The 21,263-nt window shown below is 41.8% G+C and carries 17 protein-coding genes; 15 read left to right on the top strand and 2 right to left on the bottom strand.

All coding sequences use genetic code 11. From position 1 onward, the window contains the following. The first annotated feature begins 44 nt into the window (after positions 1 to 44). The 9 genes from acpP (at position 45) to H5203_RS04045 (ending at position 8,097) form a co-directional block, all read left to right on the top strand. Positions 45 to 281, top strand: a complete 237-nt coding sequence (acpP, locus tag H5203_RS04085) for an acyl carrier protein (protein ID WP_016707440.1) — start codon at positions 45 to 47, stop codon at positions 279 to 281. A gap of 118 nt (positions 282 to 399) precedes the next feature. Further along, on the top strand, positions 400 to 1,638 hold the full coding sequence (gene fabF, locus H5203_RS04080; protein ID WP_149982366.1) for a beta-ketoacyl-ACP synthase II: 1,239 nt from the start codon (positions 400 to 402) through the stop codon (positions 1,636 to 1,638). 53 nt (positions 1,639 to 1,691) lie between these two features. Then, positions 1,692 to 2,534 (top strand): aminodeoxychorismate lyase, encoded by an 843-nt coding sequence (gene pabC / locus H5203_RS04075; protein ID WP_259401903.1) that lies wholly within the window; start codon positions 1,692 to 1,694, stop codon positions 2,532 to 2,534. Beyond that, the gene (mltG, locus tag H5203_RS04070) at positions 2,528 to 3,529 is read left to right on the top strand and encodes an endolytic transglycosylase MltG (protein ID WP_149982365.1); all 1,002 of its coding nucleotides are present in this window, start codon (positions 2,528 to 2,530) and stop codon (positions 3,527 to 3,529) included. Before pabC ends, mltG begins: the two co-directional genes overlap by 7 nt. 54 nt (positions 3,530 to 3,583) lie before the next feature. Then, positions 3,584 to 4,213 (top strand): dTMP kinase, encoded by a 630-nt coding sequence (gene tmk / locus H5203_RS04065; RefSeq protein WP_149982364.1) that lies wholly within the window; start codon positions 3,584 to 3,586, stop codon positions 4,211 to 4,213. 1 nt (position 4,214) lies between these two features. Beyond that, positions 4,215 to 5,111, top strand: a complete 897-nt coding sequence (gene holB / locus H5203_RS04060) for a DNA polymerase III subunit delta' (RefSeq protein WP_149982363.1) — start codon at positions 4,215 to 4,217, stop codon at positions 5,109 to 5,111. A 7-nt stretch (positions 5,112 to 5,118) separates the two neighbouring features. Then, positions 5,119 to 5,445, top strand: coding sequence for a PilZ domain-containing protein (locus tag H5203_RS04055; protein WP_145233592.1), 327 nt, complete (start codon positions 5,119 to 5,121; stop codon positions 5,443 to 5,445). A gap of 11 nt (positions 5,446 to 5,456) precedes the next feature. After that, positions 5,457 to 6,236 carry a TatD family hydrolase gene (locus H5203_RS04050; RefSeq protein WP_145233593.1) on the top strand — a complete coding sequence of 260 codons (780 nt, stop codon included), beginning with the start codon at positions 5,457 to 5,459 and terminating at the stop codon, positions 6,234 to 6,236. Between the two features lie 7 nt (positions 6,237 to 6,243). Further along, on the top strand, positions 6,244 to 8,097 hold the full coding sequence (locus H5203_RS04045; protein ID WP_182819407.1) for a metallophosphatase: 1,854 nt from the start codon (positions 6,244 to 6,246) through the stop codon (positions 8,095 to 8,097). Here H5203_RS04045 and H5203_RS04040 read toward each other — a convergent pair. After that, positions 8,094 to 8,918, bottom strand: coding sequence for a polysaccharide deacetylase family protein (locus H5203_RS04040; RefSeq protein ID WP_182731435.1), 825 nt, complete (start codon positions 8,916 to 8,918; stop codon positions 8,094 to 8,096). The genes H5203_RS04045 and H5203_RS04040 overlap by 4 nt on opposite strands. A gap of 375 nt (positions 8,919 to 9,293) precedes the next feature. Further along, positions 9,294 to 10,730, bottom strand: coding sequence for a 16S rRNA (cytosine(1407)-C(5))-methyltransferase RsmF (gene rsmF, locus H5203_RS04035; protein WP_145234083.1), 1,437 nt, complete (start codon positions 10,728 to 10,730; stop codon positions 9,294 to 9,296). A gap of 264 nt (positions 10,731 to 10,994) precedes the next feature. Between rsmF and H5203_RS04030 the strand changes: the two genes are divergently transcribed. The 6 genes from H5203_RS04030 (at position 10,995) to H5203_RS04005 (ending at position 21,238) form a co-directional block, all read left to right on the top strand. Beyond that, positions 10,995 to 11,699, top strand: coding sequence for a GntR family transcriptional regulator (locus tag H5203_RS04030; protein ID WP_145233596.1), 705 nt, complete (start codon positions 10,995 to 10,997; stop codon positions 11,697 to 11,699). A 71-nt stretch (positions 11,700 to 11,770) separates the two neighbouring features. Then, positions 11,771 to 12,649: a methylisocitrate lyase gene (gene prpB / locus H5203_RS04025; RefSeq protein ID WP_145233598.1), complete on the top strand. Its 879-nt coding sequence runs from the start codon at positions 11,771 to 11,773 to the stop codon at positions 12,647 to 12,649. 25 nt (positions 12,650 to 12,674) lie between these two features. Next, the gene (prpC, locus tag H5203_RS04020) at positions 12,675 to 13,799 is read left to right on the top strand and encodes a 2-methylcitrate synthase (protein WP_145233600.1); all 1,125 of its coding nucleotides are present in this window, start codon (positions 12,675 to 12,677) and stop codon (positions 13,797 to 13,799) included. Positions 13,800 to 13,945: 146 nt separating this feature from the next. Then, positions 13,946 to 16,552 (top strand): Fe/S-dependent 2-methylisocitrate dehydratase AcnD, encoded by a 2,607-nt coding sequence (gene acnD, locus H5203_RS04015; protein ID WP_182819406.1) that lies wholly within the window; start codon positions 13,946 to 13,948, stop codon positions 16,550 to 16,552. A gap of 11 nt (positions 16,553 to 16,563) precedes the next feature. Then, the gene (prpF, locus tag H5203_RS04010) at positions 16,564 to 17,739 is read left to right on the top strand and encodes a 2-methylaconitate cis-trans isomerase PrpF (RefSeq protein ID WP_182819405.1); all 1,176 of its coding nucleotides are present in this window, start codon (positions 16,564 to 16,566) and stop codon (positions 17,737 to 17,739) included. 433 nt (positions 17,740 to 18,172) lie between these two features. After that, positions 18,173 to 21,238 (top strand): hypothetical protein, encoded by a 3,066-nt coding sequence (locus H5203_RS04005; protein ID WP_182819404.1) that lies wholly within the window; start codon positions 18,173 to 18,175, stop codon positions 21,236 to 21,238. Positions 21,239 to 21,263 lie beyond the last annotated feature (25 nt).

Raw genomic sequence — 21,263 nt, 5'->3', positions numbered from 1 at the left:
AATCTGAAAATAACGCATTGGCGTTTTTAATAAAGGAAAGAAGAATGAGCGACATCCAAGAACGCGTAAAGAAAATCATCATTGAGCAACTAGGTGTTAAAGAAGAAGAAGTAAAGCATGAAGCTTCTTTCGTTGATGACTTAGGCGCAGATTCACTTGATACTGTTGAATTAGTAATGGCTCTTGAAGAAGAGTTCGATACTGAGATCCCAGATGAAGAAGCTGAAAAGATCACTACAGTACAAGCTGCAATCGATTACGTAACGGCTCACGCTGAGTAATCAATCGCATATTAAGGGCAGCGTTCGCTGCCCTTAATCTATCTATACCCTGTATTTCCACGCATTTGGGTATTAATACCCACCAGAAAAATAATAATTCCCTTATTGGAGGCAAACCGTGGCTAAACGTCGAGTCGTCGTAACTGGCTTAGGAATGTTGACGCCGCTAGGTAATGATGTTGAATCAACCTGGCAAGGCTTGTTAAATGGCAAAAGTGGTATCCAAACTATCACTCATTTTGATACATCTAGTTTTGGCACCAAGTTCGCTGGTTTGCTGAATGATTTTGATGCGTCAGCCTATATGCCGGCAAAAGATGCTAAAAAAATGGATTTGTTCATCCAGTATGGCATTGCAGCAGGTGTACAAGCACTACAAGATTCTGGCCTTGAGATCACAGAGCAAAACGCAGCCCGCGTTGGTGTTGCTGTGGGTTCGGGCATTGGTGGTTTAACACTTATTGAAGAAAACCACATAAAGTTATTAAACAGTGGCCCACGTAAGCTTTCTCCTTTTTACGTGCCGTCGACCATTATCAATATGATCTCTGGTCATTTATCGATTATGCACGGTCTACGTGGTCCAAATATCTCTATCGTGACAGCCTGTACAACAGGTTTACACAACATTGGTCACGCTGCGCGCATGATTGCTTATGGCGATGCTGATGCGATGGTTGCCGGTGGTGCAGAGAAAGCCTCAACGCCAATTGGTATGGGGGGGTTTAACGCTGCACGTGCGTTATCAACCCGAAACGACGATCCGCAAGCTGCATCTCGTCCATGGGACAAAGACCGTGATGGCTTTGTACTTGCTGATGGTGCAGGTGTTATCGTACTTGAAGAATACGAGCATGCGAAAGCCCGAGGTGCAAAAATCTACTCTGAGTTGGTTGGTTTTGGTATGAGCGGCGACGCTTATCACATGACGTCGCCACCGGAAGATGGTGCCGGTGCAGCCTTGGCAATGGAAAATGCTTTAAACGATGCGCAAATCAATGCAGATCAAGTGGGTTATATTAATGCTCACGGTACATCGACTAACGCTGGCGATAAAGCAGAAACCTCTGCGGTTAAGTCAATTTTTGGTAATGCTGCCAAAGATGTGATGGTGAGTTCATCAAAATCTATGATGGGTCATTTACTCGGTGCAGCAGGCTCTGTTGAATCAATTATCACTATTTTGTCGTTACAAGATCAAAAAGTAACACCAACAATTAATCTTGATAACCCTGATGAAGGCTGTGATCTGGACTACGTTCCACACACGGCTCGTGATGCGAAACTTGATTACGCATTATGTAACTCATTTGGTTTTGGTGGTACTAATGGCTCGTTGGTATTTAAAAAGGTATAATCTTTTTAACAACGAGACAAAATAAGAGCCCAGTTGTTACTGGGCTTTTTTATATGCAAAATATGCCTAAACAAAAAACTCACATAGCGCAAACAATAAAATTAGTCACGCCACAGCAAGGCGTTAGTATAAGTAGCAATGATCGCGGCTTTAATTATGGCGATGGCTTTTTTACAACGGCAAAAATAGTTGATGCTCAAGTAGAGCATTGGCCACTTCACAGGGCACGATTAGTTGAATGCGCGCAGCGACTTAGTTTTGGTGAGCTGGATTTATCGGCACTGCAGCAAGCAATCGCTGAGTATATTAAGACGGTTTCGCTGGGCGTGTTAAAAATAGTGGTTACACGTGGTGAAGGAGGGCGTGGTTATGGCCTTCCTGAACAAAGCAATTTATTGATTGTACTGTCGCTATTACCGTTTCCTTCACACTACGCTCAATTAGCACAACAAGGTATTAAACTCGCTATTAGTCCTGTGCAACTTGCATCGCAACCACTGCTTGCTGGTTTGAAAACGTTAAATCGTTTAGAGCAAGTAATGATCAAACGCGCCATGCAAGGGCAAGATTGTGATGATGCACTGGTGTGTGATTATCACAATAATGTGATTGAAACCTCTGCGGCAAATATTTTTGCTATTAAAAATGGTCGAGTTTTTAGTCCAAGTTTGCAAAACTGTGGCATTCAAGGGGTTTATCTGCAATCACTGTGTGATAAGTTAACCATTGAATTTACTGATATTAAGCTAGAACAATTGCTGCAAATGGAGGCAGTATTTAGTTGTAATAGCTTAATGGGAATTGTGCCTGTTACAGCGATTGATGGTATGCAGTTTGAGTTAGCAAACAGTTTAGTATTATTGCATGGTTTATTTACCAAGGAGTCTGCGTGTTAAGAGTGATTATATCGATTGTGTTGCTAGCATTATTGGTAACTGGAGTTGGTTATCAACAGTTGCAAGCTACTATTAACAGTAGTTTAAAAGCGCCAGCGAATACGTTGTTTGAAGTTAAAAAAGGCACGGGGTTTAATCAACTCTGCCAACAGTGGCAAGCTAAAAAATGGTTAGATGGGTGCTTACGTTATCAGATACTCGCGAAACTCGATCCGACGCTGACGGATTTAAAAGCTGGTTTATATCAACTTAATAACGCCACGGTGCTTGATAACATTCGGCAAATCAATCAAGGTAAACAAGTAAGCTTTAGTTTTACAATTATTGAAGGTCAGTCACTTCGTGACGTGTTAGCGGCAATAAGTAAAGCCCAGTACCTTCGTCAAGATTTAAGTCTTGGTGAGTTATCTCAGCAAATAGTCGGCTCTGAGCAGCATTTAGAAGGGTGGTTATTTCCTGATACCTATTATTATCATGCTAATGATACGACAAGCTCAGTGCTCAAACGAGCGCATAAAATAATGCAAAATGTACTTGATGAGGCTTGGCAAAACAGGGCTGCTGATTTACCGTTTAAAACGGCCTACGAAGCATTGATTATGGCCTCAATTATTGAAAAAGAAACAGGCCTTGCCAGCGAACGGCCATTAATAGCCTCTGTATTTACTAATAGACTAAATACAAAAATGCGCTTGCAAACTGATCCAACCGTGATTTATGGCATTGGTGCTGACTTTGATGGTGATATAAAACGTAAAGATTTAACTAATCATACTCCGTATAATACATATAAAATTAATGGCTTACCGCCTACGCCGATTGCTATGCCGTCAAAAGCGGCAATACTTGCAGCAGTCAATCCACCTGAGTCTGAGTACCTTTATTTTGTTGCCAAAGGCGATGGTAGCCATCAATTTTCTAAAACCTTAAAAGAACATAACAAAGCAGTACAAGATTACTTACGTTATCAAAAACAGTTAAGCAAATCAGAGTAAAGAATATAAAACGAGAAAGCCGATTAATGCTTTTTCAAACTAAAAAGAGAGATCATGACAGCAGCAAAATTTATTGTGATTGAAGGCTTAGAAGGGGCCGGTAAATCGACAGCTATAGCAATTTGCCAACAGTTTTTAGAGCAGCACAAAGTTGATTTTATTAATGTACGCGAGCCCGGCGGCACACCCATCGCTGAAGCACTGCGCACTATTGTAAAAGATAACCATGTCGAACAGATTGCCAGCGAAACAGAATTACTGCTGATGTATGCAGCCCGTTCGCAACTGCTACATAATGTTATTCGTCCAGCACTTGCTAAAGGACAATGGGTATTAGGCGATCGTCACGATCTATCATCGCAGGCTTACCAAGGCGGCGGACGTGAAATTGCCGCTACTACGTTAGATTCTCTCGCCAATATTGTATTAAAAGGTTTAAAACCAGATCTGACCATTTATTTGGACATTGAACCTGCGGTGGGCCTTGCCCGTGCGAAAGGACGCGGTGAACTGGATCGTATAGAACAACAAGCATTGAGTTTTTTTGAACGTACCCGCGCACGCTATTTAGAACTCGCAAATAGTGATGACACTATTAAAACAGTCAATGCAGGTCAAAGTATGCAATTAGTACATCAAGATATTATTACCGTGCTTGAACAATTTATGAAAAGTAACAATTAACATGATTTATCCTTGGCTTAGCAATGTTGAGCAGCAATTAGCAGCCAGTTTTAATGCTGGGCGTTTTCACCATGGACAATTATTTAATGGTCAACAAGGTGTTGGTAAGCGCGCCTTAGTGGAGCAGCTGGCTAATGCATTATTGTGCTTGTCTGCAACTAACTTAGTCCCTTGTGGGCATTGTAAGAGCTGCCATTTAAATCAAGCGGTTACTCATCCTGACAAATATGTAGTGCAAGCTGATGGACAAAGCATTGGTGTGGATGATATTCGCAGTGTCAGCGATTTCATGCATCAATCAGCGGCGCAAAATGCCAATAAAGTGGTGGTGATCAATGATTGCCATAAAATGACCACAGCGGCGGCCAATGCCTTACTTAAAACGTTAGAAGAGCCCAGCCCACAGCGATTTTTGTTACTAACAACGAGTGCGACAACGCAATTACCGGCCACTATTTTAAGTCGCTGCGCGCTTACACAAGTAAAAGTGAATGACGCCAATGTTGCTATGAATTGGATTTCCCAACTGCACGTTCCTGCATATCCATGGTTAAAAATGTTTACCCAGCAGCCATTATTGATTGCCCGTTGGCAACAAGATGAGCAGCTGGAAGTAATCGATGAATTGTATAAGTTTGCAACTGAGCTAAAACAAGGCCATAATTTCAGTGCGTTAGTTGATATTATCAGTAAAGATACAGAGCGTGTTCGCGTCTTTTGTTTATTTTTAAGCGAACAATTAAAACAACAACTCATTGCTGGAATGGATTTTGATTCATATCAGAGTGCGCAAAATGCATTGGCCGAATTTGTGCAAAACAGTACACAGATATTAGGATTGAACTTGCCGTTGGCAGTGTCTCGTTTAGCGTATCGTTTACGTAAAAGCTATAAGTAGGATTATTGTGCAAGAATTATTAGTCGATTTAGATGATCTAGATGAATTATACCGCTGCTATATGCCGTATTTAAAAAATGGTGGACTATTTGTGCGCACTAATATGCGTTATGAGATGGGTCATTCATTGGCATTAAAAGTGACATTACCGGATGCGCTTGAAGATGATGTAATAACCGGAAAAGTTACATGGATCACGCCACAAGGCGCGCAAAGTTCTAATCCACCGGGCATTGGTATTAGTTTTATCGATGATAAAACTAACCTAAATGTGAAGATCGAAAAACTACTAGGGACTATGTTAAACTCTGGTAATCCAACTTATACCATGTAGTAAGCAGTAACATGATTGTAGATTCTCATTGCCATTTAGACCGACTCGATTTTGATAAACTCGATTTAAACTTAGACCAAGTACTTGATAGTGCACGGGCTAAACAAGTTGAACACTTTTTATGTGTGAGTGTCACACTTGATCAATTCCCTAGTATGCTAGAAAAAATTCAAGGCTATAGTGATGTCTCTGCCTCGTGTGGTGTTCACCCGCTTGATCAAAAAGACGCACTTGATAAACAACGCTTAATTGATTTAGCAAGCCACGATAAAGTAGTAGCAATTGGCGAAACAGGGCTTGATTACTATTATTCTAAAGACACCCATGCCGTGCAACAAGCAAGTTTTGTGGGTCATATTGAAGTGGCGAACGAGTTACAAAAACCACTTATAATTCATACTCGCGATGCGCGCGACGACACCATAAACTTAATGCGTGAACATAACGCACAAAAGTGTGGTGGTGTATTGCATTGCTTTACTGAAGATTGGGATATGGCTAAAAAAGCCATCGACTTAGGCTTTTATATTTCTATCTCTGGCATTGTGACCTTTAAAAATGCCGTAGAGCTTAAAGATGTTGTTAAACAAATCCCTCTTGATAGATTATTAATCGAAACAGACTCGCCTTATCTAGCGCCAGTACCGTATCGTGGGAAAACTAATCAGCCCGCTTATGTGCAAGATGTTGCTTATTACATTGCTGATTTAAAAGGTATTAGCTACAAAGAGCTAGCCAAAGCGACTACGGAAAACTTCTACTCATTGTTCAACTTAGTGAACAAAGGTTAATTAGCATATGAGCACAGCATCACTCCCTCTATTAATAATGGGGCCGATGGTGCGCCGAGCTGATGCTGCAGAGGTTTGCATACAGTTTGCAACGTCGGTAGCATCACAATTTAGTATTGAATTTGATGATATAGACGTTTTTAGTGAGCAACAGAGCATTGCTTTAGGTACTCATCTTTACTTGCACTTTGTGATCGTAAAACCGATTGCCGCAACATTGCCTGTTAATCAGCTGATCAGCTACCGCCTATTAAACAGCAACTTAGACGTTGATTTAAGTGATTTTTGTTATCAAGGAAAAGCCACCCCTGAATTTGTGATCCCGCAAAAACTTGAGCAGATTTTACATGGCTCATGCCGTAACCCACATCATCCTGCAAAAGATAGCTTAGTGGCTGCGAATGATTTTCAACAGCAAAATCGCAGTGTAAATCAAACCGGGGCGGATGTTTTACTGCTCTCTGGTGATCAAGTGTATGCCGATGATGTTGCTGGTGCGATGTTATTAGCAATTGAACGACTGATCAGCGTATTAGGAATATACCAAGAGCAACCACTGGCAATTGATTTACCTGCACAGTTAAGTGAACAACTTTATCAGCGCCACTTATATTTACCGACGGTCCCTTGGCAAAAACGCAATAAAATAGGGGTTGGCTATTGGCTAAAAAAAGATGAGCCACATTTTTCAAGCTTAAAAGCTGCAAATCACTTGATCTTTTTTGAAGAGTTTATAGCCCTTTATTTACTCAATTTTAGCCCGTTACTGTGGGACTTAATTGACTTTGATAGTATTAGCTATCAAGCAAGCTCGCCCAAATGCCAGCAAGTTTTTGATAATGAAAAAGCAGCTTTAACGGATTTTAAAAATGGCTTAGTACACGTTCAGGTGCTACTGGCAAATATTTCAACGTTAATGATGTTTGACGATCATGATGTTACCGATGATTGGAACTTGACGGCTGGTTGGGAGCAGGTTATTTACCAACATCCAGTTAGCCGCCGTATTGTTAATAATGGCTTGATCAGTTATTGGTTGATGCAAGGCTTTGGCAATGATGCAGGTCATAAAACAGCCGCTTTACTTGATGCGTTTAAGACGAGTTTTTCTGAGCAAAAACAATGGCAATTTAAAGCGTTTGATAAAACCATTCTCGAGTTTAATCATTGGCATTATGAGCTGAATACTGTGCCTAAAGTGGTCGTGCTGGATACCCGCACTCATCGTTGGCGTAATGAGCAAAACTTTAATGAGCCCTCTGGTCTACTTGATTGGGAGCGTCTCACTGAGCTAGAAGGCAGTTTAGTGACTCATGAACAAGTGATCATTGTCTCACCCGCACCGGTGTTTGGCGTTAAATCAATTGAAGCTATTCAGTCATTGTTTAATATTTGCGGACAGCCATTATTAGTTGATGTTGAAAACTGGATGGCCCACGAAGGCTCAGCTAAAAAGTTACTGGATACCTTTCGCCGTGACGATACCCCTAAAGAAACGCTTATTTTATCGGGTGATGTACATTACTCATTCTGTTTTTCCGTACAGAAACGCTTTGGTAAGCACCCCAATAGAATTTGGCAACTTACTGCCAGTGGTATTAAAAATGAGTTTCCGCGTAGATTAATTAACGTGCTGGATAAGTTAGACTCGATTTTATACGCGCCGAAAAGCCCGTTAAACTTTTTTACAAAGCGTTGGCAGATGGAAGTCGATAAACATCAAACCATCGGGGAGGGGCAAAAATACTTGGTGAGTGATTCAGCGATTAGTTTGATTGAATTACAACAAGGAAAGCTGGCGCGTTATCAGTTACTCCATCCCGATAATCGCACCACAGAGTTTGATTTAAGCAATGATTAATTTAATGGTTTGCGCTGTTGTCTTACATAGTCGCTAACGTTACTTACTGTATCTAACCAATAACCGTTAGCAGGATCTTTCAGATAAACAAGCAATTGCTCGAGTACTTTTGCGTCAGTGGTATATTGATCTCCGTTACCAATTTCATGGCCCGCTAAAATCAACCAAGCATTATTTTCCCGTAATTGATCCAGCATGGTAATGATTTCATCAAAACTCATTCCGTCGATCCTAAGTCCTGTTAGCTGTGCAAAATCAGTAAAATTAGGATTATTAGCTGACTCATCTAACCAAGTTCGGCCGCTGTCAAAATGTTTAGCGATTAAAGGCACGTAGCTCTTAGTATCAATGCCCCGGCCAACAAATGTATTGCCGCACGGATAAGCAAAGGCGCGAGGGGTCACTCCTAAATGATCTTTTAGGTATTGCTGCGCTGATAAAATATCATTTTCAAGCCACTTGAGTGTAGTGTGTTCAAGTGATAAGTCTTGTGCTCTTAACCATTCAAAATTCCCTGTACATACGTGGCTGCTGGTATGATTTGCAATTTCATGGCCCGATTTTACCGCGTCTTGCCACTGAGTTAGGCGCTGCTTGACGTTAAAAGGGGAAACATAAAAAGTTGCTTTGACTTGGTGCCTGTTCAAAATCGCAGCGCCAACATCGACTTGGCTGTGACGGGCATCATCAAACGTGATACTCACAGCATTTTGCGCTTTATGCGGGTAATTAAAACCAAGGTATTTTTGCGACTCAGGATTGGCAATAACAGAGAATGACAGTACTGAAATAGTCATGATCAATGAAGATATTTTTAACATGGTAGTCCTTACACTTTCTTAGTCTATATATAGAAACAAGTTATGTGTAATAAAGCAATGATTACCTATGTGACTGAGACTGAATAAATTTCAAGACGATAGCTTATTTATAGACAAAAAAACGCCCAGAACGAATCCGCATTGTTCTGGGCTTAGGGGATGGCTCTAATGAGCCTGCGCTAACTTTAAAAACACCTTCTAAGTTCATTAAGGGAGAAGTAGAAAGTAATATTAAGTGTAGTTAACATATGTAAAAAAACCCAATAAATGATGATTTTTTATACTGCTTATAAAACAACTGTTTGTCTTAAAACGAAGCGCAAAGCTTAAATTTTATACATTGGTTGTTGCCAACTTATCCACACCTTATTATTATCACCAGCTGATCAGTTGAGTGTTTTGTACTAAATCTCGAGGTAAGGAGTTTTTAATTTTATTTTTTTGCCATTTTCCAAGCCCTATCGGACAGCCACAAAGGGTTAAAACCACTTCGCCAAGTGCGTTGCTAGGTTCGCTTAAACGAATATCTTTACCTTGAAAGTAGTCATTGGCCTGCTCGTTACTTAGCGCAATTACATTAGCCTTACATTGGCCACCAAATACGGTGGCAAATTCGTGGTTAAGACGCACCCCATTTTTGTGGATCATGCCGAGGTGGATACCAAGTCGCGCGTATTTTATTTTGTTTTCAATGGCGGCAAACTGCTCAGGGAATAGCCACAGTTCTTTATCGCGCTGCATTAGTGAGCCGCTGAGTGATGTCAGGTCAAATTGTTTTTTTAGCTCAGTGTAAAATGCTTGGCTGGATTTTTTGTCAAACGGCTGAAAAGGGAATGCACCTTTTTTTACTTTTTGATTTGGATTATCGCAGCTAGCAAGCTTTTTAAACTTAGCAATAAAAAAGCCTTCGCTGTCGAATGTTTGCGGCCAGACATGCAAATAGCCTTCGCTGGTTGTGGCTCGCTCCGCACCTGCAAACAAATGATCTAATGGTTGTATTTCAAGATGCTCTGCAAACTCAGTGAGAAGATATTCGCACACTTGCTGATTTTCGAGCGGGGTTAAAGTACAGGTTGAATAGACTAATGTACCGCCTGGTTTTAATGCATAGAAAGCGCTTTTTATTAAGTTTTTTTGCACTTTGGCAATATCAATGTTTGACTCAATTGACCAATTCTTTAAGGCATCAGCATCTTTTCGAACCGTACCTTCGCCAGAGCATGGGGCATCGAGTAAAATACTGTCAAAGCATTCATACATATAATCGCCAAAAATAGCCCCATCAAAATGCGACAATGCACAATTGCCAACTCCCATACGCTTTAAGGTTGCGCTGAGTACTTTTAAACGAGATGACGACAGTTCATTGGCAACCAATACCCCGTGATTATTCATTAATGCTGCTAATTGAGAAGTTTTAGAGCCAGGAGCGGATGCCATGTCGAGCACATGAGTTGCATCAGTTAATGCGTCTTTAAGTGCTATTGGTGGCAGCATCGAACTGGCTTCTTGTACATACATAGCGCCACTTAAATGTAGATCCGTGTTACCCAGTGCCAGAGCTTGCTCTTCATGTTCACTGCGCTCTAACCAAAAACCTTCGCTACACCATGGGATTGGGCTTAATGTCCAGCCTCTATCAAGGGCATACTGCTGAAAATCCTCAACCGACATTTTAAGCGTATTGACACGTACAGATTTACGAAGCGGTCTGCGACAGGCATTGAGAAAGTCATCCAATGTTAGGTGTGCTGGTAAATAGGTCTTTACGTCATCTATAAAATGCTGGGGAATATAGGTATTGGCGTCCAAGGCAGTGCTCACAGAGAATTTTAAAGTTGTATTCTAGCATTATTAGTGGCTCAGAGCAGTGCCTTAAATAATCTTTTAAAGTATACAAACCTGTCGACACTTGGTGCATAAATGTGTGTTTTAAGTGTTTTTAAACATTATTTATTATACTTATGTCGACAATAGCCGTTTTTAAACGCAGTTTTTACTGATTTAGGGTTGACACATTTACAGCTAAAGACCATAGTGTATCCGTAAATTGTCGACAATCTTAGAAGGTGAACAATGACGCAAGATGCTTTTAGTGAAACACCTATTACTACCGCCTCAGATCAGGTATTTGTGGATATGCGTCGAGAAATTGTCGAAGGCAGTATTGTTCAAGGTAGCAAGATATCCGAGCCAGAACTGGCAAAGCGTTATGGTGTAAGCCGTGCAACGCTTCGTGAAGCGCTTAACCGCCTTGAAAGTTGTTATTTAGTTGAGCGTAAAGCGAATGTGGGTTGTCGTGTTGTGGCACTTACAGCTGAACGTTTAATAGAAGTATATCAAGTTCGCAGTGCGCTTGAAGGTTTAGCGTGTCGTTTAGCTGCCGACAATATGGCACCGGATGAAGTACAAAGTTTAAAGCAATTACTTAATCAGCATCTGAAAACACAACGTGTAAAAGAGGGTGAGTCTTACTATCAAGAAGCCGGCGATCTGGATTTTCATTATCGCATTATTAAAGGCAGTAAAAACGACCACCTTATTCACTTATTGAGTAACGGACTTTATCAGTTAATTCGTATGTATCGTGTGCAAATGGGCATGGTTGGGCCTCGCGTATCAAAAGCGTTTGATGAGCACTTAGCCATTATTAATGCGATTGAAAACCATGATGGGGAATTAGCTGAGTTATTGATGAAGCGCCATATCAGTGCATCGCAAGCCAATATACAAACGAAGTTTAATTTACATGCCGCGCAAAATGAGCGCGCGGAGCAGTAAAAACGTCATATTAAACCATTAAAAAATATAAGTTGTCATAAAGCAACCCCGTTCAAAGTTAGGAGAATGTAATGTCAGCAGGATTAAAATTTAAACAGGCGATTGCCAATAATCATCCATTACAAGTCGTCGGCACAATCAACGCTTACACGGCGATGATGGCTGAAAAAATGGGTCATCAAGCAATTTACCTTTCAGGTGCAGGTGTCGCGAATGCTTCATTTGGTATGCCTGATTTGGGGATGACCAGTCTTGATAATGTTTTGGAAGATATTCGCCGCATCACAGGTGCCAGCGATTTACCATTACTTGTTGATGCCGATACTGGTTGGGGTGGAGCATTTAATATTGCTCGCACAGTCAAAGAGATGACCAAAGCCGGCGCGGCGGGGTTTCATATTGAAGACCAAGTAGCGCAAAAGCGGTGCGGCCATCGCCCGAATAAAGAAATTGTCTCGCAAAGCGAGATGGTTGACCGTATTAAAGCAGCTGTTGATGCTAAAACTGACAGTGACTTTTACATTATGGCGCGTACTGATGCGTTTCAAAAAGAAGGCTTAAATGCCGCGATTGAACGTGCAGCAGCCTGTGTTGAAGCCGGCGCCGATGCGATTTTTGCAGAAGCCGTACACGATCTTGCCGACTATCAAGCCTTTACCAAAGCGATTAATGTGCCTATTTTGGCTAACATTACTGAGTTTGGCCAAACGCCAATTTATACTAAAGAGCAACTAAGTGATGTAGGCGTAGAAATGGTGCTTTACCCACTCAGCGCGTTCAGAGCAATGAATAAAGCGGCACTTAACGTCTATTCAGCAATTTTAAATGAAGGCTCTCAACAGAGCCAAATTGAAAATATGCAAACACGTGCTGAGCTTTATGACTTTTTAGATTATCACTCGTATGAAAATACACTCGATAACCTTTTTTCAGCAAAATCTGATAAATAATAATAAATTCAACAGGAGACACATCATGGTAGATAAAGCATTAGGCGGCGCAGGACTTCGCGGACAAGTAGCAGGCCAAACAGCACTTTGTACAGTAGGGCAAACCGGTTCAGGCTTAACGTATTGTGGTTACGACATTGCAGAGCTTGCTGAAAAAGCGCAGTTTGAAGAAGTATCTTTCCTACTTTCGCGCGGTGAATTACCGACCTCTGCAGAGCTTAGCGAATACAAAGCTAAACTAAAAAGTTTACGTGGTTTACCACCGGCACTGAAAACTGTACTTGAAAACATTCCAAAAGACGCGCACCCAATGGATGTCATGCGTACAGGTTGCTCTATGCTAGGTAACCTTGAAATGGAGCATGACTTTAGTCAGGCTAATGATGCCATTGACCGTATGGTTGCGGTATTCCCAAGCATTATTTGTTACTGGTATCGTTTTACTCACGACGGTGTGCGTATTGAAACACAAACTGATGATGACTCAGTTGGCGCGCATTTTTTAACGCTACTACATGATAAAGCGCCATCAGAGTTATTTGCTCAAGTGATGAATGTATCGCTGATTTTATATGCAGAGCATGAATTTAATGCCTCAACCTTTACTGGTCGCGTTTGTGCATCGACATTATCTGACATTCACTCTTGTGTAACAGGTGCCATTGGCACGTTACGTGGCCCATTACATGGCGGCGCGAATGAAGCGGCAATGGATATGATTGAAGGCTTTAAAGATGCAGACCATGCAGAGCAAGAAATAATGGGCATGCTGGAGCGTAAAGATAAAATTATGGGCTTTGGTCACGCAATCTATCGCGAATCAGATCCACGTAATGTGATCATTAAAAAGTGGTCTGAAAAACTCGCTGCAGAGCTAGGCGACGAGGTACTTTATCCAGTATCAGTGCGCTGTGAAGAAATTATGTGGCGTGAGAAGAAGTTATTTTGTAACGCAGACTTTTTCCATGCATCGGCGTATCACTTTATGGGCATTCCAACTAAGTTATTCACCCCTATTTTTGTTATGAGCCGTGTAACAGGCTGGACCGCACACGTAAAAGAGCAACGCGCTAATAACCGTATTATTCGCCCAAGTGCAGATTACACTGGGCCAGAAGCGCGTAGTTATACGCCAATCGAATCACGTTAAGACTATTAAAGGTGGGCGAAAATACGCTCACCTTTTATTTTTTGCACATTGCCACTAGCGCATAGTTTTTAAGGCCTCTTTTTTCATACATCCCTTAAACACGCTATACGTGTGCGACCACCGTCACCAAATTAGCGAGTCTTGTAATGACTATCATAAACAATACTAAATACAGAAAACCCTTACCTAACTCTAATGTCGATTATTTTGACACCCAAGCTGCAATTGATGAAATTAAGGCTGGTGCGTACGCAGCCTTACCCTATACATCACGTGTTTTAGCAGAGAATTTAGTACGCCGCTGTGAGCCGCAAATGCTAACCGCAGCACTGTCGCAGCTTATCGAACGCAAACAAGATTTAGATTTCCCTTGGTATCCCGCGCGCGTAGTCTGTCACGATATTTTGGGACAAACAGCGCTGGTTGATTTAGCTGGCTTGCGTGATGCCATTGCAGCCAAAGGCGGCGATCCAGCTAAAGTTAACCCAGTAGTACCAACACAGCTGATTGTTGATCACTCATTAGCCGTTGAATACGCAGGGTTTGATCCTGATGCATTTGAAAAAAACCGTGCTATTGAAGATAGACGCAACGATGACCGTTTCCACTTTATTAATTGGACCAAAACTGCGTTTAAAAATATTGATGTGATCCCACCTGGTAACGGCATTATGCATCAAATCAACCTTGAGAAAATGTCGCCGGTGATCCAAAGCCGCGATGGGATTGCTTTTCCTGATACCTTAGTCGGTACTGATAGCCACACACCGCATGTTGATGCGTTAGGTGTCATTGCAGTAGGTGTTGGCGGCCTTGAAGCCGAAAGCGTGATGCTTGGCCGCGCCTCTTATATGCGTTTGCCTGATATTATTGGTGTTGAACTCAGTGGCAAACGTCAACCGGGTATTACAGCAACGGATATCGTGCTTGCGATCACTGAGTTTTTACGTGGCCAGCGTGTCGTATCAAGCTATTTAGAGTTTTATGGTGAAGGCGCAGATGCATTGACATTAGGCGATCGCGCTACTATCTCAAATATGACACCAGAATTTGGTGCCACCGCAGCGATGTTTTATATCGACCAGATGACCATTGATTACTTACGCCTAACAGGACGTGAAGAAGAGCAAATTGCCTTAGTTGAAAATTACGCAAAAACTACCGGTCTGTGGAGCGACAGCCTAAAAACAGCGCAGTACGATCGGGTATTAAAATTTGATCTATCAAGCGTTGGCCGCAATATTGCTGGACCGTCAAATCCGCATCGCCGTGTTTCAACCAGTGATTTGGCAGCGCAGGGGATCTCTGGGGTTGTTGAAAATGAAGACGGTTTAATGCCGGACGGTGCCTGTATTATTGCTGCTATCACTAGTTGTACGAATACCAGTAATCCACGTAACGTCATAGCAGCTGGTCTTATTGCGCGTAATGCAAATGCGAAGGGCTTAACTCGCAAGCCATGGGTTAAAACCTCATTAGCACCGGGTTCAAAAACAGTGCAATCGTATCTTGAAGATGCAAAATTACTGTCAGAATTAGAGCAACTTGGTTTTGGTATTGTTGGCTTTGCGTGCACTACGTGCAACGGTATGAGTGGTGCGCTTGATCCCGTTATTCAACAAGAAGTGATTGATCGCGACCTATACGCCACGGCTGTGCTCTCTGGTAATCGTAATTTTGATGGCCGTATTCACCCATACGCTAAGCAAGCATTTTTAGCGTCTCCGCCATTAGTAGTTGCCTATGCTATTGCAGGAACTATTCGTTTTGATATTGAAAAAGACGTACTCGGACAAGACCAGCAGGGCAATGACGTAACCTTAAAAGATATTTGGCCATCAGATGAAGAGATTGACGCAGTGATTAAACAAAGCGTAAAACCTGAGCAGTATAAGAAGGTTTACGAGCCGATGTTTAATTTAACCGTTGATTACGGTGAAGATAACGACCCACTTTACGATTGGCGCCCACAAAGTACTTATATTCGCCGCCCGCCATATTGGGAAGGCGCACTCGCTGGTGAGCGTACCATGCAAGGCATGCGCGCATTAGCGGTACTTGGCGATAACATCACAACTGATCATTTATCACCGTCAAATGCAATTATGGCCAGTAGTGCAGCAGGTGAGTACTTAACGCATATGGGTGTGCCAGAAGAAGACTTTAATTCTTATGCAACGCACCGCGGCGACCATTTAACTGCACAACGTGCAACTTTTGCTAATCCTAAATTACTTAATGAAATGGTGATTGAAAATGGCGAAGTGAAACAAGGCTCATATGCCCGTATTGAGCCTGAGGGCACAGTTACTCGGATGTGGGAAGCAATCGAAACCTATATGCAGCGCAAACAACCATTAATTATTGTTGCAGGAGCTGACTATGGACAAGGTTCTTCTCGTGATTGGGCAGCCAAAGGCGTGCGTTTAGCAGGCGTTGAAGTTATTGCTGCAGAAGGTTTTGAGCGTATACACCGTACTAACTTAATTGGTATGGGTGTATTACCGCTGGAATTTAAAGCGGGCACCACCCGTAAAACGCTTAAGCTAGATGGTAGTGAAAGTTACGATGTAACTGGTGAATTAACACCAGGTGCGAGCGTTAATTTAACGATTACCCGCACTAATGGTGAAGTATTAAATGTGCCAACAAAGTGCCGTATTGATACTCAAGAAGAACTATCCATTTATGCTGCAGGTGGCGTATTACAACGCTTTGCTCAAGACTTTTTAGAAGCCACGCAAAGTGTATAAGGAAAACAGTCATGACATTTAAACCACAAATTAAAGTACCTGCCACCTACATGCGCGGTGGCACTAGTAAAGGGGTATTCTTTAATCTCAGCGATTTACCAGAGGCTGCACAAGTGGCAGGTTCTGTGCGAGATAATTTATTGCTGCGAGTGATTGGTAGCCCAGATCCATATGGCAAACAAACCGATGGTATGGGGGGGGCTACTTCTAGTACCAGTAAAACCTTTATTTTAAGTAAAAGTGAGCAAGCTGATCACGATGTTGATTACTTATTTGGCCAAGTTGCTATTGATAAAGCGTTTGTTGATTGGAGCGGGAACTGCGGCAATTTAACTTCTGCAGTTGGCGCATTTGCAATTAGTAATGGTCTTGTTGATGCTAGCCGTATTCCAGAAAACGGTGTGGCTATAGTGCGAGTTTGGCAAGCTAATATTAAAAAAAGCATTTTAGTGCATGTGCCAATGACCAACGGTGAAGTACAAGAAACGGGTGACTTTGAACTCGACGGGGTGACATTTCCCGCCGCTGAGGTGAAATTAGAGTTCATTGATCCAGCGGATGGCGATGGTGCGCTATTTCCAACAGGCAATGTGGTAGATGAACTAGCAGTCCCTGAGTTTGGTGTACTTAGAGCCACTATGATCAACGCGGGTATCCCTACTATTTTTGTTAATGCAGCAGATATCGGCTATACCGGCACTGAACTTCAAGATGATATAAATAATGACGAACAAGCATTAGCTAAGCTTGAGTCTATTAGAGCGCATGGGGCAGTTAAAATGGGCTTGATCGCTCATATTAGTGAGGCGGCAGCGCGTCAACATACACCAAAAGTGGCATTTATTAATAAACCGATGACATATCTAGCTTCAAGCGGTAAAGAAATTCACAGTGATAATATCAACCTACTGGTACGTGCCATGTCGATGGGGAAACTTCATCATGCCATGATGGGTACTGCCGCTGTTGCAATCGGCACCGCAGCTGCGATAGCAGGATCGCTCGTTAATCTTGCAGCTGGTGGCGGTCAGTTGAGCGAAGTTAACTTTGGTCATCCGTCAGGTACATTAACTGTAGGCGCGCAAGCGATACTTCAAAACGGTAAGTGGCAGGTTACCAAGGCCAGTATGAGTCGCAGTGCTCGTGTGCTAATGGAAGGCGTTGTCCGAGTACCTGAGGTCAATTAATTAGTGAAATAAAACTAAAAGTGGCAGTCAGGCCACTTTTACATCCATATTTATGTGAAAAAATGTAAACAGCATTGCGTCAAATTGTATTCTTTGGTTGATATTTCCCCTAAAGTTAGTCCCTCAATGAGTTTCAAAAAAAAACAGTGTTTTTATAATTCTTTGTTTTTAAATGTTTTTTATTTTATTTCTTTTAACTTGTGTTAAAAATGGCAGTGCTAGTTAGATGCATATTTACAGGTGTAATTAAAATTACATTTTTTTATAAATTGTCATATATTGGTGGTAAGTTGATAACATGTAATAATAATGTGGTTAATTACGTTAATTTGATACGGTTTTATACATAATTTTAACTTAAATGACTGTTGATATTAATATAGGCTACGATTTCAGTAATGCTATTTGCTAACAAGCACCCTAGGAGATTTTCATGGCGAAAAGAATAATTAAATTTACCCCAATTGCAGCCTCGGTTGCATTGACTCTCGGCCTGACCGGTTGTGGCTCAGAAAATGATAATAACTATAACAAGCCTGAACCAGTTACAGTATACAAAGGCGAAGTCAGCACTAATTTTAATACCCAAGTATCGGGGAAAGCTGTAAAAGGCGCGTTAAAAAATGCCAAAGTGACAGTATCTACTGTTGATGATGCGGGGGAATCTGTCCCAGTAGCTTATCGTTTAGAGGCTGCATCTGATGCAAGCTATACTGCAGAATCGACAACTTCACAAGCAGACGCTGATGCCAAAGCATTGGCATTGGTTGCGGCAGCTAATCCAACAGAGACAATGACTTCAACCAGTGGTGCCTATAATATTTATCTAGAAGACGGCTTTTCGGGTCCGCTTTATATTACGGTGAGTACGTCGAAAGAAGATGACAGCATGGTCAAGTGTGATTCATTTACCGGTTGTGGCAGCTATGATGAAACCCCAGCAGCATCTGAAGTCGCTGGGATGATCAATAATGGCGATGCCGCGATTGATTTTGGCGAATGGTACAAAGATGATCTTGAATTACAAGTTGTTAAGTTTATTAAAGCTTCACCAGCACCAGCAAGTGCTCGTGGTATTAATTTCGCGGAGGGTGATGGTACTGGTGTGCAGCAGTACTTTGCTAATGTGACTTTATATACGAGTATCGCAGCAAAAATGTTGTTAGACGGTGCTAAAGATGGTTCAGCAGTCTCAGATGAAGCAGTTGCAGCGGCAAGTTTAAAAACATTAATTCAAGTATTAGGGCCTGATACAGCAATTAAAGCCGCTTCTTTACTTGGTGATATTTCTCTTGGTGGTGCGGTTGATTTCAGTGATATTGGCGAAGGTGATTCACTGGATGCAGGTACTTTGGCGTTAGTTCAAACTGCCGTTTCATTGCAGTCTGTCGCGGGGGCGGGTGCCAATGGCTCATTAAAAGACCTGATTGCAAGTCTATCTGCAGCTGTTAAAGAAGGCAAAGTAAGCAACAGTGACAATGAAATTGTCCAGAAGATTGCAGCTGAGTTACAAAAAGCAGTTGAGAATACCAGCCTTATTTTTGCCGCAGTAGTTACAGGTGAAGGTATTGATGAAGCATTTGCTAAAGTTGCTGAAAACTTAGGTATTACCGATCCTGATGAAATTGCAAAACTCAAAAATAAAGCCACCAAAGCTGTTGAAGATGTGCAAGCAAAAGCAAAAGATAAAGGGCTTGATAAAGATTTAAAAGAAACCGCAAAAGAAGTTAAAAAAGCATTAGAGAAAATTGGCTGTGAAGATAACTGTGATGCTGGTGATGATCTAACAGCTAAAGTAGCGGCTGAGTTAGAATTACAAGTTACTGCAACAACTGCTGCATTAACTACGTCTACCGACTCAATCGCTGTTGGTACTGCTGAATTGACAAAAGTGAAAACGTTGGGTGATGCTGGTTTAGAAACAACCGAGCAGGTTTTGGCTTACAGTGCTGATGTGTTTACGTTATCAGGGAGCAAGGCGGAATATAGCCAGTTACAAGTAGAGCTTTCTGCTGCACTTGCTTCAACACAAGGGATTGCAACAACCGCCGCAAGTTTAGGTGAGCAATATCAACAATTAGTTGATAAAGCAAACTCGTTAAGTAGCGCTGTTGCAACCCAACTCGCAGCGGTTTCAACTTTAATTACGGGGATTGATGCTGAGGTGGTTCGCTCTAATGAGGCTGTGACTGCATTAGGCATCGATATCGACGTTGCAAAAAGCAATGTGACTATCGCAAGCAATAACCTAGATGCTGCTGATTCTGCGGCAATGATTGCGCAAAGTGATTTAGCAACAGCTATGATTGCAGTTGCCGCTGCAGCGATTGACAACAAAGCTAATGCAGAACTTGCTTTGTCATCCGCTCAAGCTGCAATTACCGTGGCTACAGCGACTAGTGCAAAAGCAGCCGAACTCGCTAATGCGGCAGTACAAGCTGAGGTTGCTGCTGCTGCATTAATGGATATTGCCGCTGAAGCGAGTGATAAAGAGATTGCTACAAATTTATCTGCAGAAGCTAAACTCAGTGCTACATTAGCCACAAGCGTTAGCAACGAAGCAGATACTGCTTTGAGCAGTGCAACCTCACTTGAATCTGATGCCCAAGCAGCAATTGCAACATTTACAGTATTAGTTGATGTTAAAGCAGGCACTGAGAGTATTCGAAATGCAACTTTGGTAACGAAAACAGGCGGTCGGGCATTATTTGATACTGCCGAAGTTATTTATGATGTGCTAACAGAAGCTTGGGACTTAGGAGATGAAGCCACTGGTGTTGTTTCTACACGATATCCTAATTGGACGTATAGCTTTGATAAAGATGCATTAGAGCTAAATCTTGTTAATAGTGAAAATGGCGATAAGATCAACGTTAATGGTTCTATCAATAATAAAGCAATTGTATTTGCGTTTGGCGGTATGATTGAAACAGTTGATGGTGCAAAAGTTAGTATTGAAACACTTGATGATATGGGTGAGGCTTTACAGAATTGTATCGACGCTAACAGTGGGACTATTCCTAAAGATCTATCAGATTCTTGTTTAGTAATTAACTTTGAAGAGGAAGTTTCAAGCGATACGGCTGTTGATGGAAATGTGTTATCAGTAGATGGCTGGAGTCGTGTTGAAATAGTTGACGGTGATTCAGGATTTATTGGTACATTAAGCATATCTGGCGCAGATGTAACAGAGCTTGGCATGATCAGCGCAACAGGTGTTACAGGTGATATTGATTTCACTGCGATGTTATCTGTTGATTGGGCAAATGAAAATGATAATTATGCCGTTGATATCGAGTTACATAATAGTATTGGCTATACACTATCTTTGATGGCAGAAGAGGGTGAGGACTTTATGGGTAGCGTAAATGCTAACTTCGCAGGTGCGATGATGAAGTTTGGTACAGTAACAGAGATCACAAATGGTATTTCTGTAGAGTATATTGATGGTGAAGTTATCGATTACACTGATATTAGTTTTTTAGATTCATCGAAGTAACGTAAAAATAAGAGGGAGAGTCGTT

Origin of the sequence: Pseudoalteromonas sp. SG41-1, assembly GCF_014164575.1 — a bacterium.
Taxonomy (GTDB): domain Bacteria; phylum Pseudomonadota; class Gammaproteobacteria; order Enterobacterales; family Alteromonadaceae; genus Pseudoalteromonas; species Pseudoalteromonas rhizosphaerae.
This window is presented reverse-complemented; position numbering and strand designations above follow the sequence as displayed.

Excerpts from the sequence above, each read along its gene's own strand:
- H5203_RS04040 (WP_182731435.1), bottom strand. The coding sequence starts at position 8,918 with ATGTTAAAAATATCTTCATTGATCATGACTATTTCAGTACTGTCATTC.
- H5203_RS04030 (WP_145233596.1), top strand. The coding sequence starts at position 10,995 with ATGACGCAAGATGCTTTTAGTGAAACACCTATTACTACCGCCTCAGAT.
- prpB (WP_145233598.1), top strand. The coding sequence starts at position 11,771 with ATGTCAGCAGGATTAAAATTTAAACAGGCGATTGCCAATAATCATCCA.
- acnD (WP_182819406.1), top strand. The coding sequence starts at position 13,946 with ATGACTATCATAAACAATACTAAATACAGAAAACCCTTACCTAACTCT.
- H5203_RS04045 (WP_182819407.1), top strand. The coding sequence starts at position 6,244 with ATGAGCACAGCATCACTCCCTCTATTAATAATGGGGCCGATGGTGCGC.
- prpC (WP_145233600.1), top strand. The coding sequence starts at position 12,675 with ATGGTAGATAAAGCATTAGGCGGCGCAGGACTTCGCGGACAAGTAGCA.
- tmk (WP_149982364.1), top strand. The coding sequence starts at position 3,584 with ATGACAGCAGCAAAATTTATTGTGATTGAAGGCTTAGAAGGGGCCGGT.
- holB (WP_149982363.1), top strand. The coding sequence starts at position 4,215 with ATGATTTATCCTTGGCTTAGCAATGTTGAGCAGCAATTAGCAGCCAGT.
- H5203_RS04005 (WP_182819404.1), top strand. The coding sequence starts at position 18,173 with ATGGCGAAAAGAATAATTAAATTTACCCCAATTGCAGCCTCGGTTGCA.
- prpF (WP_182819405.1), top strand. The coding sequence starts at position 16,564 with ATGACATTTAAACCACAAATTAAAGTACCTGCCACCTACATGCGCGGT.
- pabC (WP_259401903.1), top strand. The coding sequence starts at position 1,692 with ATGCAAAATATGCCTAAACAAAAAACTCACATAGCGCAAACAATAAAA.
- acpP (WP_016707440.1), top strand. The coding sequence starts at position 45 with ATGAGCGACATCCAAGAACGCGTAAAGAAAATCATCATTGAGCAACTA.
- H5203_RS04050 (WP_145233593.1), top strand. The coding sequence starts at position 5,457 with ATGATTGTAGATTCTCATTGCCATTTAGACCGACTCGATTTTGATAAA.